The sequence below is a fragment of the Polynucleobacter sp. AP-RePozz3-80-G7 genome (genome assembly GCF_018882145.1).
Taxonomy (GTDB): domain Bacteria; phylum Pseudomonadota; class Gammaproteobacteria; order Burkholderiales; family Burkholderiaceae; genus Polynucleobacter.
This window is the reverse complement of the sequence record NZ_JACVPC010000003.1, coordinates 79,998-96,111: the sequence shown is the minus strand read 5'-3', so window position 1 is coordinate 96,111 and position 16,114 is coordinate 79,998. Positions and strand designations below refer to the sequence as shown.

The following is a 16,114-nucleotide window of genomic DNA, read 5'->3' as shown; positions in this document are numbered from 1 at the left end:
ATTAGAAGATGATACGTGCACCTACAGTAATGCTCTGTGGTTGCCCGGCGATATAACTTCCTTGACTAGTTCCCGTACCGTAAGTGATGTAGCTTCGATTGAACATATTGATCACACTGGCAAATACTGAGGCTTCTGGCGTTAATTGATGGTTCACCTTTAAACCAACAACTGCATAGGAAGGAACTGGTAAGGTGTGTGCGCCATCCAACCAAGAATTACCAATATAACGAACATTGGCTGTCAGACTGGTCTTTGGAAGCGGCATATAGGTCACTCCTGCATAACCCATGTTTTGTGGCACACCGCCAACCTGAGATCCAATTGGATTTAAGGATGCACTAACCCCCGAGCCAATCCAAGTAAGAATGGTGTTCGTATGGGTATATGTACCATCAACAGCCCACTGAGTATTGAGATCATGATGTGCCTGTACCTCAAGCCCACGACTTTGAAGATTCTGATTATTGCCGTACAAGCTAAATGTTTGGCCATTAGCTCCGGTACAAACTGAGATTGGACAACCTGCAGCAGCAGCTTGTGCCTGAGAAACATTGGGTGCATAAACTGCGTTTTTTACATTCGCATTAAAGCCCGTGATCTGCACAAAGCCCGCATTCCAACGATAGTCAGTCCCTAGTTCATAGCCAGTCATGTTCTCGGGGCTCAGCAATGGATTGGCCAGGCTAACGCTCGTTGAATTTCCATAAGTACGAAGCGTGTTGTTCAAACCAGGCGCATGGAAACCCTGATAGGCCGCCCCCCTAAAGTCCCACTCCTTAGTAGCCTGTAATAACAAGCCCAGATTAGGGCTGAACTTATATGCAGTTTGATTAGGGACATTGGTGTAATTTTGAACACCATTTGCACCTGCGATCCAATAGGTTGGGGTCTGGCTTTGCCATTGATCCTCTCGAAGTGAGAGAGTAGCTTGCAATGGGATGGCATCTGTTTTAGCCTTCATTTGCGCCATCACACCATAAAACTGTTGCTGACCTTTTGCGTAATCAGAAGAGGTAACCACTCCATTTGCATATCCAGCAGCAGAACTAAAGGAATTCGTTAAATTCTGTGCAGCTACCTGTCTTCCATCAACACTAACTACTACCTGATTAATGGTTTGATCCTTTAAGTCATGGGTATATTGCGCAGATGCCCCTAGCGTTGAATAAGGATCGTTATAGTTGGCACTAATATAAGCTGGTGTTGCACCGCTATTACTGACATTTTGCTGCCACAGAGTGGTGTTTTCGTAAAAAGCATTTACCTGAACCTTTTGCGCTGCGCTCAAACGCGTAGTTGCTCCTCCAGAAAAAGTAGTTTCTTGAGTTGTCTTGGTAGCAAAGTTATATCCACCAGATGGTAGATTTTGCATATTGTGGGAACCAAGATTAAAAAAAGCATCCGTATCAGAACTTAATTTCAAGGCTCCTTGAAGTCGGTAATTTGCACTGTTAGCGCTTTCAGGACCCATCCCAGGCAATAGAGGTGCTGACTGCCCTGCTCTATTCTTTGCTGGATAGACTGTTGCCGGAGAAATAGTAGGCTGGTTAATATAACCATCCGTATTAAAGTAGTCCGCAGATGCTCGTAGCTTTAATACGTCATTTACTGCCACTTCTTTTGAAGCAGCCACATTGCTTGTATTGTATGAACCATAACTGGCAGACACTTCGCCTTTGTTATCGTTAATGGGCTTGGTAGTGATGTTGATTAAACCACCCATGCCATAGTTGCCATAAAGATTGGAGACGCCACCGCGAACCAGTTCTACATCCTGCACTGCTGAGAGGGGGACAAGATTCCATTGAATGGTTCCATACATAGCGTCGTTTGCAGGCAGTCCATCGATCAATGCCAGAGTCCGCGCAGCACCAAGACCACGGACATTCAAACTCTGACCGGTGGGGTCCTTTTCATAATACGGTTGATCATTTAAAAATACACTTGCTTGATTCTTTAAGACCTGGTCAACCGTCATTTCCGGGGCGTTTTGAATATCTTCATTCGTCAAAATAGAAGTGTTTTGAGTCATGTCCTTTAGCTCGGTACCAGAGCGAGTGGCACTAACAACCACATCACCTATTTTTTGACCGTAGTCGGGTGGCTGCGCAATTTGTGCTTGCGCGTTGATTAGTACAGACCCAAATAGCACACCCACGCATACGCTGATTTTCTTTTGCTGAAATAACATTTACTGCTCCACTGAACAATACGACAACGTATTGATTAAATCGTTGCCAACTACATAGCTAGGCTATGCCCTAATTTGATTAGGCTTGTACTGGTGGAGCTGCTGAAGGCGGGGTTATCCAAACAGCAAGTGGTTTGGGTGATTGGTAGAAAAGCTGAGGCAGCAAAGCGAAAGTCTGCGGAGCTTCAAATCTGAGATTAGTGTTGAATGCCGGAGTGATAACGCTCTGCGCTACACAATACGGGCAAGGCTTCATTTGATTGGCAACGTCTTTCCCGTCATCTTGAACATCGATTTGCATCTTGCTGCCATCGACAGAACAAATCTCCATTGCAAAACCTTCGCCATGCTTAGCCACTGAAACCGCTTGAGATGCGGCTGGCGCCAGCGCGCTCATTGCGATTGCTAAGGCAGCAATCCAGTGAACGAAGCGGTTTTTGGAGGAACTCATGATGGAGGAATTCTATCTGATTTTCCCCAACCTCATCTTGGATTTGCCCTCGTATTGGTGCAGGCAATAAAAAAGGGTCCGAAGACCCTTTTTTATTAGACTTTTAACCTAACTTACATAGCAGCAGAACGCTCGATGAGTTTGCGACGCATTGGACGCAATACAAACCAAGCCAAGATTGCAGCGGTACCGTTCAAGATACTAGCAACCCAGAATACCGCTTCCCAACCACCAGTAGTGGCTACCAATACGCTAGACAGTGGCACTAACAATGAAGCAGTACCTTTTGCTGTGTAGAGGAGGCCTGCATTACCGGCAGCGTAAGTTGATCCAAATGTATCGGCGTTGGTTGATGGGAACAAGCTGTAAATCTCACCCCATGCAAAGAACACCAAACCAGTTAACAGCACAAACATGACCGGGTCATGACCGAGGTAGTACAAACCAAGAATACCTACGCACTCAAAAGAGAAGCAAAGGGTCATAGTTTGTTCGCGACCAATCTTGTCTGATACCCAACCAAAGAAAGGACGGGTTAAGCCGTTCAAAACACGATCAATGGTTAATGCAAAAGTCAGAGCTGGCAATGCTAGACCTAACAAGCTCACCGTTACGCCAGCAACTTGGAAGTCTTTAGCGATTGGAGCCAATTGAGCAGTTGCCATCAAGCCACCCGCAGCAACCATCACGAACATGAGGTACATGATCCAGAACACTGGTTGCTTAACCATTTCCATTGGACGGAAATCTTTACGAGTCTGCGCAACAGCAGCCTTAACTGCAGTAATAGCACTCTTAATTGGCTTGGAAAGGAATAGACTTAACAAGACAACGATTGCGCCTTGACCAATACCAAAGAACCAGAAAGTTTCTTGATAGCCTTGTTCAGCAATCATTTTTGCAATTGGAATTACGGTTAATGCAGAGCCCGCACCAAAGCCCGCAGCTGTAATACCTGCAGCCAAACCACGACGATCTGGGAACCATTTAAGCGCATTACCTACGCAAGTACCGTAAACAGCGCCAGCGCCAACACCGCTAACTGCAGCAGCCGCGTAGAGCATAGTTAGTGTGTCTGCATGGGAATTCATGATCCAGCCAAGACCGCACAAAAGACCGCCAACAAAAACCACTGGGCGAGGGCCAAATTTATCTACGAGATAACCTTCGATTGGTACCAACCAAGTTTCAGTCAATACGAAAATAGTGAACGCAACTTGGATCGCTGCGCGACCCCAACCAAACTTAGCGTCGATTGGGTTTACAAACAAAGTCCAACCGTATTGCAAGTTTGCAATCATCGACATACAAACAACGCCGATTAGTAGCTGAAACCAACGACCTCCTAAAGGTCCTGCAGTTTTCTCGCCGCTCATCCTGAATCTCCTATTTTTTACTTTTTTATAAATACTCATCACGCCCAAAAATTTGGGTTATGTGATTTTTAAGCATTTACACATTGGAATACTTGACACTAATCAAGATTCACTCAAATCCCCACTAGTGATTACCCTTGCCTTAAACCTATGAAATATAAGCTTTACAAGGGCAAATCAATAGATGTGCGGATCTACAGACGAGTGACGACAGAAAGCAAAAAAGCCACCCGAAGGTGGCTTTTGAAATGCTGTAATTTTTTAAATTACATGCCGCGGTAAGCGCCGTCAAAATCATAGTGACGAGCAGGCTTGTCTTGGCTTGGTTTGCTTTCAGAAAAAAGCTGGTTAATCATATTCAATAAAACAGTCATTTGAATCTCCTTAAGGGTTAGTACCTAGATTATAACCCTAATACTATTGCGGTGCAACAGGCCAAAAAAAACAGGAAAAAGTGTAGTAAGTCTCTGTTTTTGTAGGGAATTATCTCAATTTAGGGGGAATGCCCCAGTGACACCTGCCGAACTGGGATTGGCGTGGCAAATCCTTTTTAGCGGAAGCGATCTAGCAGCTTTTTACTAACTTTATCCAATTGCGTAGAGTCTTTGATGAGAAATTGCAGTCCGTTGGAATCGGCAATAAGCAATGTATTGCCAGCAATTCGACGAATATCTTCCTCACCCTTGAGGCGAATTCGTGTTGGACCTCGATCCGTTTCGATATCCCAAATACTAGGAGTGGCGAACGTAGAAACCTTAGTGATCTTCTCAATGACTGGCATGAACTCGCGCTCAGCCAGTTCTTCCTCGATCAATCCAAGTTCTGCTTCAGAAATAGCGGTGATATCCGGGAACCAACAAAGCTCTTTTCCAGATTGATTCATGATGCCAATACCCGCAGCAGGTGCAGTAATTGGAAAAGCTCTGACAGGATGAACGCCAATGTGTCGCTCACCTTTGATGTCGATAAAGACTAGACGTCCTAGCGCATCACGCTCTAGCTGATGAGTCGCGCTCATACCCCACCCCCAACTTGCTTAGCAACTTCTTCCAGTCTTTCTTCTTGAGCTTCATCTAGACTTTCACCAATAGCACCGCCTTCAACGAGCTCCGCAGCATGACGCAGCTGGGCTTGATACAGGGTGTAATACGCACCCTGGGCTTCCATCAATTGATCGTGAGAGCCTATTTCTACAATCTCACCTTTATCTAGAACCACTAAGCGATCCGCTTTTCTCAAGGTGGAGAGACGGTGAGCGATGGCAATAGTAGTGCGGCCCTTAACCAAGTTATCCAAAGCGCGCTGGATTTCTTTTTCAGTAGTGGTATCAACCGAGGATGTTGCTTCATCTAGGATCAAAATACTTGGATTAATCAGCAATGCACGAGCAATGGATATGCGCTGACGTTCGCCACCAGAAAGTGATTGACCGCGCTCCCCTACTAAGGAGTCATAACCTAAAGGAAGGCGAAGAATAAATTCATGGGCATGAGCGGCGCGTGCTGCCTCAATAATTTCTTCGCGAGTTGCATCTGGTTTACCGTAAGCAATATTCTCTGCAATCGTGCCAAAGAATAAAAATGGTTCTTGCAATACCAAACCAATACGCTTGCGATAGTCAGCAATTCTGATACTGCGAATATCACGACCATCCAAGGAAATCGATCCTGCGCTCACGTCATAGAAGCGGCAGATCAGGTTCACCAAAGTGCTCTTACCGGAACCACTATGACCTACTAGGCCAATCATTTCTCCGGGAGCAATATCCAAGTCAACGCCTTTAGAAACAGCACGATTACCGTAACGGAAGCCTACGCCACGCAGGGAGATGCGGCCTTTGACTTCACCCAAAGGCGCTGGATTGATAGGCTCAGGAACGCTAGAGACGTGATCCAAAATATCAAAAATACGTTTAGCGCCAGCAGCGGCTTTTTGTGTATGCGAAACAATCCGACTCATAGAATCTAAACGAATATAAAAACGTCCGATATAGGCCAAGAAAGCAATCAAAACACCAACAGAAATTTTCTGGTGCGCAACTTGCCAGATACCAAAACCCCACACCACTAGTAGACCGGTTTCAGTTAGCAAGGTTACCGTAGGAGAAAATAATCCCCATACGCGATTCACGCGATCATTGATTTGTAGATTATGTTTATTAGAATCCACGAAGCGCTTCAGCTCGCGATCCTCTTGGGCAAAGGCTTTGACTACCCGAATGCCTGGAATAGTGTCCGCCAAAATATTAGTTACTTCAGACCAGATGCGATCAATCTTTTCAAAACCAAAACGCAAACGATCGCGCACTATATGAATCATCCAAACAATGAATGGCAATGGTGCCAAGGTAACTAAGGCCAGCAAAGGATCAATGGATACCAGGATGGCCGCGGTCATGGTGATCATCAACACATCGGTAGCAAAGTCCAGCGCGTATAAGGAGAGGAAAACGCAAATACGATCGGTCTCAGCGCCAATGCGGGCAATCAAGTCACCAGTTCTCTTGCCACCAAAGTATTCCAGCGAAAGTTTGAGTAGGTGCTCGAAAGTAGTATTGCGTAAATCAGCACCAATGCGCTCACTCACCAATGCAAGTAAATAGGTCTTCCACCAACCCAGACCCCAAGCAACAATTGCAGCGCCAAACAATGCCAACAGATACATGCTGGCCAAATGAAAATCAATAGGATTGCCGCGCTCATATGGAATCAACACATGATCCATTAATGGCATAGTGAGGTAAGGCGGAATTAAAGTCGCACCCGTAGATAGCAGGGTCAATACAAATCCCAGCAACAATTGTTTCTTGTAGGGCCGTGCAAAACGCCAGAGTTTAAATAGCGTCCAAGTAGATGGCGGTGCATCGTCCTCAGGATCACAAGTCGGACAAGAATCCGAATTCGCGGGCTTAGGACTTAAGCAAACTGGGCAAACTTGCTTGTCATACTCGCTGACCTCACCATTGCTAACTTCTTCACCACGAGTTAATTGCTTAAAACTGGACTGGAAGCGAAGCACTTGGGGATTAACCGCCAAGGTGAAATTCCAGGAACCCAGCAATTTATCGGGGGTTTCTAGGCGTAGATGCCCTACTCCAGCATGATCACCGTGGATTAAATGGGTGTTTTTCTCCAACTTCCAGGAGTGAAATACCTTGCCGTCCATCCAAAATAGACCTTGTTCGTTGAGCAAAAGCAGGCTTTTTTCAAAGCGTAAATCGGCGCCTAAATCGAGCTCAACCCACGCTAACAGGGCTTCGGGGCTCTTTATCGGGGAAGTTTCAGCCTCCAAAATAGCCAGCCAATAGCTAGGTAGCACAGGGGCAAAAGGTAGGATTTGTGGCTTCATTGACCTTAAAAGTATAGTGGAGCTGAATTTTTTAGATTTATTGCTCCTGTCAACTTTAGAGGGTCAAAAGCCGTTAAATTGTCTAAGTAGGCCCTTTTATGAATTTTTGTCAATTTTGTGAGTTTTTCAAATAACTATTAGAAACAGAGAGACTGTCTGACGCGTCAACGCCAAAAGCTGGCGCCGACCATCGCAACACTGCATATGCCCCAATTACTAGATAAATCCATCGAGATTCTGAGCGTTAAGCATCTCCGTGGTCCCAATATGTGGACTTACCATCCCGTAATTGAGGTTTGGCTCGATATTGGCGATTTAGAGGACTACCCCTCTAACCTGATTCCCGGCTTTTATGACCGCCTAGTAAAAGCCCTTCCAAGTCTCGTTGAACATCGCTGTAGTTATGGTGAAACCGGCGGCTTCCTGAAACGCGTTGAAGAAGGCACATGGCCTGCACATATTATGGAGCACCTCACGCTTGAACTACAAAATTTAGCCGGCATACCTGGCGGCTTTGGTAAAGCACGTGACGGCGATAGGCGCGGTGTTTACAAAGTGATGGTTAGCGCAATCAATGAGGAGGTCACACTCACCGCCCTCAAATATGCGCGTGATCTTTATTTGGCCATAGCGCAAGACAATGCTGACTGCGTTGCTCTGGTGCAAACCATCATCGAAAATTTACGTGATCTTGGCGATGATCTTTTGCTGGGTCCAAGTACAGCATGCATTGTGAATGCAGCTGAAGAGCGCGGCATTCCATCAATTCGTTTATCTGAAGGCAACCTGGTTCAACTGGGTTACGGCGCTAAACAACGCCGCATCTGGACAGCAGAGACCGATCAAACAAGCGCAATAGCTGAAACCATTTCTCGCGATAAGGATTTAACTAAGAGCTTGCTACGTAGCGCTGGAGTTCCAACGCCTGAAGGCAGAACTGTTACCAGTCCTGATGATGCCTGGGAAGCGGCGCAAGATATTGGCTTACCTGTAGTGGTTAAGCCGATCGATGGCAATCATGGCCGCGGTGTATTTATCAATCTCTATACCCAACAAGAAATTGAAGCCGCTTACGCTGTTGCGATTGATGAAGGTAGCGAAGTGTTAGTTGAGCGTCATATTGTTGGTGATGAGCATCGCTTACTAGTTGTAGGCAACAAAGTAGTTGCTGCGGCAAAAGGTGAAACCGTATGGGTCACTGGTGATGGCAAACATACCGTTCATGAGCTCATTCAAATACAGATTAATTCTGATCCCCGTCGCGGCACTGCGGAAGAACATCCTCTTAATCCTGTGCGCATAGATTCTGCAGTAGAGCTCGAGCTGGCACGTCAACAATTAAAGGGTGATAGTGTTCCTGCAATAGATCACAAAGTACTCATTCAGAGCAACGGCAACGTGGCATTTGACGTCACTGATTCAATTCATCCTGATGTTGCCAGTCAAGTAGCCTTAGCTGCTCGTGTCGTTGGTCTTGAAATTGCTGGCGTTGATTTAGTGGCTCAGGACATTAGCAAACCATTGGCAGATCAAAACGCTGCCATTGTTGAAGTCAATGCTGGTCCTGGCCTGCTGATGCATCTAAAGCCTGCCAGCGGCAAACCACAACCCGTTGGCAAAGAGATAGCAAATCACCTCTTCCCGCCTGGAGTGGATTTCCGCATTCCAGTAGTTGGCGTCTGTGGTGAACGAGGCAAAACCCCTGTCGCCGAAATGATTGCCCATTTCTTACGCTTAACTAATGTGTATGTTGGACTGTCTTGCAGTAAAGGATTGTTTTTCGGCAACCGCGCCATTCCCAATTCCAATGCATCGAATTGGGAAAATGCCCGACGCACTCTTCTGAATCGTGCAGTAGAAGCGGTGGTGATTGAGAACAATCATTTGTCAATGTTGATTGAAGGCTTAGCTTACGATCGTTGCCAAGTTGGCGTAGTTCTCAATGTCGATCCAACAGCCAACTTCCCGCAGTACGCTATTTACGATGAAGATCAAGTCTTTAGTGTCGTTCGTACTCAAGTTGATGTCGTTCTTCCAACAGGCGTTGCCGTACTCAATGCCGATGACCTAATGTGCGTGCAAATGGCCGAGCTTTGTGATGGTCAGGTGATTTTCTTTACTGAGAATTCGGACTCTGAGATTGTCAAAGCCCACTTAACAAACGGTGGTCGTGCCGTTGTCATTGGTAAACAGCAAATTACCTTGAAGTCTGGAATGCTGGATCAGAAATCTATTCCTGTGCCGCATCACTCAGAAGCCAACCACTCTACTCCTTGGAAAACCATGAATTTAGGTGCAGCTATAGCAGCAGCCTGGGCTCTGGAAATTCCATTTAACGTTATCGAAGCAGGCGCAGAAACGTTCGTGCCTGACGCCACTACTGCTACAGGGGCTTAATTGGAAATTACCCGTATTCGCATGTTGCGCGGCCCAAATTTATGGAGCCGCCACACCGCCTTAGAAGCGATTGTTTCTTGTGATGAGTCTGAACGCTCAATCGACTCTATCCCTCAATTTGAAACCAAGATTCGCGAGCGCTTTCCTCAGCTAGGGAGCATGCGTCGCGGTGGCCACAATGAAGTGCTTTCTTTAGCCCATGCTCTTGAGCATGCAGCGCTTGGTCTTCAAGCTCAAGCGGGTTGCCCCGTTACCTTTAGTCGCACAGTGCAAACAGTCGATGTTGGTGTTTATCAAGTGGTAGTGGAATACACCGAAGAAGTCGTGGGTCGCATGGCTTTCGACTTTGGTTTTGCTTTGATTCAAGCAACACTCAACGATGCGCCATTTGATCTCGCTGCCGCCCTCTCAGAGTTAGAAGCTCTTTACGAAGACGTTCGCCTTGGACCAAGTACTGGATCCATTGTTGATGCCGCAGTACAACGTAACATCCCCTACCGCCGCATGACTGAAGGCAGCATGGTGCAATTTGGTTGGGGCAGCAAACAAAAACGTATTCAAGCTGCAGAGACTAGCGATACCAGCGCAATTGCTGAAGCGATTGCCCAAGATAAAGAACTCACCAAGAACTTACTTGCCGCTGCTGGCGTGTCAGTTCCTATTGGCGAAGTAGTTACCACCGCTGATGATGCTTGGCGTGCCGCTCAAAAAATTGGCGGTCCGATTGTTTTAAAGCCGAAAGATGGCAATCAAGGCAAAGGCGTTGTTGCCAACATTCAAACTGAAGAAGAAGTGCGCGCTGGCTTTGTTGTCACTCAAGCCTTTGGCCGTGAAACGATTGTTGAGCGCTATCTTCCTGGTGCAGACTATCGCCTACTCGTCGTTGGCAACCGCCTCTCGGCCGCTGCTCGGCGTGAGCCAGCACAAGTAGTTGGTGATGGCAGTCACACCGTTGCCGAACTTGTTGAAATCGAGAATAAAAATCCATTGCGTGGTGATGGTCATGCAACAGCATTAACCAAAATTCGCTTTGATGACATTGCCATGGCGCATCTTGCAAGCTCTGGTCTTACCCCACAATACGTGCCCAAGACTGGCGAACGCGTTCTGCTCCGCAATAATGCCAATCTCAGTACAGGCGGAACCGCTACTGATGTTACCGATGATGTACACCCGGATGTAGCAGCGAGCGCAGTCGCGGCCGCCCAGATGATTGGACTTGATATTGCTGGTGTAGACATCCTTTGCGAAAATATCTACAAGCCATTGGAACAACAAGGTGGCGGTATTGTTGAAGTCAATGCTGCGCCTGGTTTACGTATGCATCTCAAGCCATCGTATGGCAAAGGACGTCCTGTTGGCGAAGACATCATCAATATGATGTTCCCACTAGGTGAAGATGGCCGCATTCCAGTGGTAGCGGTTACCGGTACAAACGGTAAAACCACTACCGTTCGCTTGATTTCTCATTTATTAAATGAAACTGGCCTACGTGTTGGTATGACAGGAACTGATGGTGTTTACATCAATCATCGCCTTATCGATACCGGCGATTGCAGCGGGCCTAAGAGTGCCAGAAATGTCCTGATGCATCCAGATGTTGATGCGGCTGTACTTGAAACTGCTCGTGGTGGAATGCTCCGCGAAGGTCTTGGCTTTGATCGCTGCGAAGTTGCGGTTGTAACCAATATTGGCGAAGGTGATCACTTGGGCCTTAATTACATTACCAGCGTTGAGGATTTAGCCATTCTCAAGCGCGTAATTGTGCAAAACGTTGCCCCAACTGGTGCCGCAGTGCTCAATGCGGCAGACCCAATGGTTGTGAAGATGGGTGACAAGTGTTCTGGTCGAGTGATTTTCTTTGCCCAAAATCAACATCACCCAGTTATTGCCGCTCATCGCGCCAAGAATAAAAAAGTTATTTATTTTGACGGCACCTATATTGTTGCATCCAAAGGATCACGTGTGATGTATCGCTTCCCCATTAGCGAAATTCCCCTGACCCAAAATGGCGTACTAGGCTTCCAAATTGAAAATGCCATGGCTGCGATTGGCGCAGCCTGGGCCCTTGGTCTTGATGCAGAAAAGATTGCTCGCGGTTTACATAGCTTCGAAAGCGATCCGAATTCAGTGCCGGGGCGGTTTAATCAATTCCAACACAATGGTGCCACCGTCATTGCTGACTATGGTCACAACCCCGATGCTATGCGCGCCCTTACTAGCGCAGTTGAGGCCATGAAACCCAAGAAGAGCCACGTGGTTATTAGCGGTGCGGGCGATCGACGTGACGAAGATATCCGTGATCTAACCCGTATCTTGGGCAACTCTTTTGACAACGTCATTCTTTATCAAGATGCCTGCCAGCGTGGTCGTGAAGATGGTGAAGTATTAAAGCTATTGCAAGAAGGCTTAGTTGGCGCAACTAAGGCAAAGCAAGTTCAAGAGATACATGGTGAATTTAAAGCGATTGATACCGCACTTAACGATCTTGCTGCTGGCGATATCTGCTTAATTCTGATTGATCAAGTGGAAGAGTCTCTTGCCTATCTTAAGCAGCAGGTAAGACCTTAATAACTACTTCTGCCAATAAAAAACCCAATCAATCGATTGGGTTTTTTATTATGAAGTGAGATTACTTATGCGTGATAGTGCATGATGCGATCAATCTCTTCTTTAGAGCCCAGCATTACAGAAACACGCTCATGCAAGTCAGTTGGCTGCAAATCCATAATAAGATCAGTGCCATTGGTGGAGGCACCACCCGCTTGCTCCACTAGAAAGCTCATTGGATTCGCTTCGTACATCAAGCGTAACTTACCCGGCTTGTGTGGTTCACGTTGATCCCATGGGTACATAAACACCCCGCCACGAGATAAAACACGGTGCACATCCGCCACCATGGAAGCGATCCAACGCATATTGAAGTCCTTGTCACGCGTCCCACTAACGCCAGCTAAGCACTCTTCAACATAACGACGAACTGGGTCAGCCCAGTGGCGCATATTGGACATATTGATTGCAAACTCTTTAGTCGAATGAGAAATCTTGACCGCATCCTTGATAAGCAAAAACTCACCAGTCACCTTATTCAAGGTAAACATCACCACACCATCACCCAAGGTCAAGGCCATCGTAGTTTGAGGGCCATACACTACATAACCCGCAGCAACTTGATGACGTCCTGACAATAAAAAGTCAGAGGTCTGTAACGGTGCATTCGGGTCTTGTTTCTTGAGAACAGAAAAAATAGTTCCAATCGACACGTTCACATCAATATTAGATGAGCCATCCAGTGGATCAAACAGTAGCAAGTAGTCACCTGTGCCCTGGACTGGAACTGGGAGCTCCATTTCTTCTGAAGCTAAACCTGCGAGCGATTTACAACCTTTAACGCCATCAATTAATAGATCGTTAGCAATGATGTCGAGCTTTTGCTGAACTTCACCCTGTACGTTGCCGGTGCCAGCAGAACCCAACAAGCCAATCAAGGCGCCCTGCGCTACTTCATGACTGAGAGTTGAGCAGGTATTAACAACCGCGATCAGCAAATCTTGCAATCCAGCCGGGATAGCAACGCCAGCTGGCTTCGTGGAGGTCAAATATTGCTTGAAATTGATATGGGTACTTGAGGACAAAGGTATTTCTCCAGTTTTTTCCAAAGTGGTCTGTATTGGTCTATTTGGCTCTATTTTGCCTTGTTATGAAAACCATTAGTTACCCAGCGCCTTTCCAATCACTTCCCTTACATCGGGAGAGAGTGTTGGGCATGCAGAAACCCGCTCTAGGGCGGCTTTCATATGATCTTGGTACGGCTGGGCAAACAAACGCCAACGATCCAGGGCTCTGGCGAGACGAGCCGCTACTTGTGGATTAATAGGATCTAGAGCTAATACACTATCCGCCCAGAATTCATAACCACTGCCATCCGCCTGATGAAAGCTAGCAGGATTGTTGGCGCAGAATGAATGAATCACGCTGCGAACTCGGTTTGGATTGTTCAATTTGAATGCAGGATGCTCGCGGAGATTCTTCACCTCAGTGAGGGTGGAATTAAGACCGTCAACTGGGGGACGACTGGATTGCAAGCCAAACCACTTATCGATTACTAAAGCATCATTCGCAAATCGATTGTAAAAATCAATTAAGCAATCTTTAGCTTGTTTTGCGCCGTGCACCACTAATGCGGATAAGGCTGCATAGCGGTCAGTCATATTGTCAGCAATTTGATATTGATTAGCTGCCATTGGCGCCCACACTGCTGGCGCCGCCTCAAGCAACATGCTCAATGCTAGATTTTTCAGGGCACGCTTACCAGCATCTACCCCATCAGACTTAAATGGTCCAGGTGTTTGCATCTGCTGATACAAGGCAGCCCACTCAAGTTGCAACTGTTTGGCAATCTCTTTACGGAAAGCGCGTCGCGCTGCAAATATCTTCTGAGGATCTACGCTCGTGCATTGCTCATACAAATAAGACTCTGCAGGCAGTGTTAAAGCCAGATCCTTAAAGGCTGGATCCAAATTAGGGTCTAGCAAGATATTGCGGTACGCTTCAATCAGTTTTTCATCAGGCAAACGATTATTTAAAATCATTTGCATAGCCAACTTCTGACCAGCCTCCCAACGATTAAATGCATCATCATCGCTTGAGAATAAAGTGAGAAGATCTGCCTCGGATTGCTTGAAATCTAAGTTAATCGGCGCAGAGAAGTTGCGATTAATCGAAAGCACTGGTCGCTCTTCAATATGGTTAAAAGTCCAAGTTTGAGTTTCTTGCGTTAATTCCAATAATTGTTCAGCCTGTTCATTCGCCTTTGTAATTAATCGCATCATCAGTGGAATATGAAAGGGCTTCTTCTCCGGCCGGCCTGGGCTAGGCGGGCAACTTTGCATCAGCGTCAGCTGGTACTGCTTTGTAGCGGCGTCATAGTGCTCTTGCACCTGAACTCTGGGGGTGCCTGCCTGGCTGTACCAATTCTTAAACTGAGTCAGATCCTTGCCATTAGCATCAGCCATCGCGGCTAAGAAATCATCGCAGGTAACCGCCTGACCATCATGGCGCTTAAAGTAGAGATCCATTCCTTTGCGGAAGCCGTCTTTACCCAAAAGAGTTTGATACATCCTAACAACTTCCGAACCCTTCTCATAAACAGTAACGGTATAGAAGTTATTGATTTCTTGGTACTCATCTGGACGAATCGGATGCGCCATCGGGCCCGCATCTTCAGGAAATTGCAATTGACGAAGCAATCGAACATCTTCAATTCGCTTTACCGCCCTACCGGATTCACTACCCATTTGATCAGCAGAAAACTCTTGATCTCTAAATACTGTCAAACCCTCTTTCAGGGATAGCTGAAACCAATCCTGACAAGTGACACGATTACCGGTCCAGTTATGGAAGTATTCATGGGCAACGACACTCTCAATATTGGCAAAGTCTGCATCTGTCGCAGTCTCTGGCTGGGCAAGAACAAACTTGGTATTGAAAATATTCAAACCCTTGTTTTCCATTGCCCCCATATTGAAGTCACTTACCGCCACAATCATGAAGCGCTCTAAATCCAACTCCAATCCAAAACGCTTTTCATCCCAATGAATAGAGGCTATTAGGGAGTCCATGGCATGTCGAGTCTTCTTGAGGTCATGCGGCTCAACCCAGATCTGCAGTAACTTCTTAGCACCGCTGCTAGTGGTGATGGTCTCTTCAATACATTCCAACTTACCAGCAACCAAGGCAAACAAATAGGAGGGCTTAGGAAATGGGTCTTCCCAAGTAGCGCTATGCCATCCATTAGGTAGTTTTTCTGTAGTTAGTAAGTTGCCGTTGGATAACAGCACCGGGCACTCTACTTCGCGTGCACGCAATGTCACGCGATAACGCGCCATCACATCCGGGCGATCCAAGAAGTAAGTAATCTTCCTGAAACCCTCTGCCTCACATTGAGTGAAAAAGTTCCCATTAGAAACATACAAACCCATCAGAGTAGTATTTTTTTCTGGGATGCAAACGCAAATAATTTCTACGACAAACTTTTCTTTACCTTCATTTGGCAGCGAATGAATCGTCAGTGTTTCTGGTGTTAACTCAAAATGGCGATGCGCTTCACCATTGATGCGCAAACTGACAAACTCGAGTTCTTGCCCAACTAAAACCAATGGGGCTCCTGGCTTAAAGCTTTTGCCTGGCAAAACCTCAATACGACTTTTCACAATGGTTCGCGCTGGATCCAGAGCGATATCGAGCTCGACGTGATCGAAGGTGTATACAGGTGGGAGGTATTCGAGCCTACGAAAGCTCTGGGGGAGATCAGTTTTCATGAACCTATTTTAAGTCTAGGCTGGCAGA

8 protein-coding genes and 1 pseudogene are annotated in these 16,114 nt (G+C 46.5%); 2 read left to right on the top strand and 7 right to left on the bottom strand.

Annotation, left to right across the window (positions count from 1 at the left end; genetic code table 11):
* Position 1 precedes the first annotated feature (1 nt).
* The 5 genes from ICE90_RS07635 to ICE90_RS07615 all read right to left on the bottom strand — a co-directional run bounded on the left by ICE90_RS07635 (position 2) and on the right by ICE90_RS07615 (position 7,369).
* The gene (locus ICE90_RS07635; protein WP_216191823.1) at positions 2-2,194 is read right to left on the bottom strand and encodes a TonB-dependent receptor; all 2,193 of its coding nucleotides are present in this window, start codon (positions 2,192-2,194) and stop codon (positions 2-4) included.
* Between the two features lie 79 nt (positions 2,195-2,273).
* The gene (locus ICE90_RS07630) at positions 2,274-2,645 is read right to left on the bottom strand and encodes a DUF2946 domain-containing protein (protein ID WP_215320305.1); all 372 of its coding nucleotides are present in this window, start codon (positions 2,643-2,645) and stop codon (positions 2,274-2,276) included.
* Between the two features lie 113 nt (positions 2,646-2,758).
* On the bottom strand, positions 2,759-4,021 hold the full coding sequence (oxlT, locus tag ICE90_RS07625; protein ID WP_215320307.1) for an oxalate/formate MFS antiporter: 1,263 nt from the start codon (positions 4,019-4,021) through the stop codon (positions 2,759-2,761).
* Between the two features lie 550 nt (positions 4,022-4,571).
* Positions 4,572-5,039: a DUF1854 domain-containing protein gene (locus ICE90_RS07620; protein WP_216191821.1), complete on the bottom strand. Its 468-nt coding sequence runs from the start codon at positions 5,037-5,039 to the stop codon at positions 4,572-4,574.
* Positions 5,036-7,369, bottom strand: coding sequence for an ABC transporter ATP-binding protein (locus tag ICE90_RS07615; protein ID WP_216191819.1), 2,334 nt, complete (start codon positions 7,367-7,369; stop codon positions 5,036-5,038). The genes ICE90_RS07620 and ICE90_RS07615 overlap by 4 nt, the downstream gene beginning before the upstream one ends.
* A gap of 204 nt (positions 7,370-7,573) precedes the next feature.
* On the opposite strand from ICE90_RS07615, the pseudogene cphA (ICE90_RS07610) reads away from it, so the two are divergent.
* Positions 7,574-9,754 (top strand): annotated as a pseudogene (gene cphA / locus ICE90_RS07610) (cyanophycin synthetase); the annotation flags it as partial.
* Between the two features lie 12 nt (positions 9,755-9,766).
* Complete coding sequence (gene cphA / locus ICE90_RS07605; protein ID WP_216191818.1) at positions 9,767-12,337, top strand: cyanophycin synthetase; 2,571 nt, start codon at positions 9,767-9,769, stop codon at positions 12,335-12,337.
* 65 nt (positions 12,338-12,402) lie between these two features.
* On the opposite strand, the gene ICE90_RS07600 is transcribed toward cphA (ICE90_RS07605), so the two are convergent.
* Positions 12,403-13,401, bottom strand: a complete 999-nt coding sequence (locus ICE90_RS07600) for a class 1 fructose-bisphosphatase (RefSeq protein ID WP_255533332.1) — start codon at positions 13,399-13,401, stop codon at positions 12,403-12,405.
* Between the two features lie 75 nt (positions 13,402-13,476).
* Entirely contained in the window at positions 13,477-16,086 is a 2,610-nt protein-coding gene (pepN, locus tag ICE90_RS07595) for an aminopeptidase N (RefSeq protein WP_216191815.1), read from the bottom strand.
* Positions 16,087-16,114 lie beyond the last annotated feature (28 nt).

Excerpts from the sequence above, each read along its gene's own strand:
- ICE90_RS07635 (WP_216191823.1), bottom strand. The coding sequence starts at position 2,194 with ATGTTATTTCAGCAAAAGAAAATCAGCGTATGCGTGGGTGTGCTATTT.
- ICE90_RS07630 (WP_215320305.1), bottom strand. The coding sequence starts at position 2,645 with ATGAGTTCCTCCAAAAACCGCTTCGTTCACTGGATTGCTGCCTTAGCA.
- oxlT (WP_215320307.1), bottom strand. The coding sequence starts at position 4,021 with ATGAGCGGCGAGAAAACTGCAGGACCTTTAGGAGGTCGTTGGTTTCAG.
- ICE90_RS07620 (WP_216191821.1), bottom strand. The coding sequence starts at position 5,039 with ATGAGCGCGACTCATCAGCTAGAGCGTGATGCGCTAGGACGTCTAGTC.
- ICE90_RS07615 (WP_216191819.1), bottom strand. The coding sequence starts at position 7,369 with ATGAAGCCACAAATCCTACCTTTTGCCCCTGTGCTACCTAGCTATTGG.
- pepN (WP_216191815.1), bottom strand. The coding sequence starts at position 16,086 with ATGAAAACTGATCTCCCCCAGAGCTTTCGTAGGCTCGAATACCTCCCA.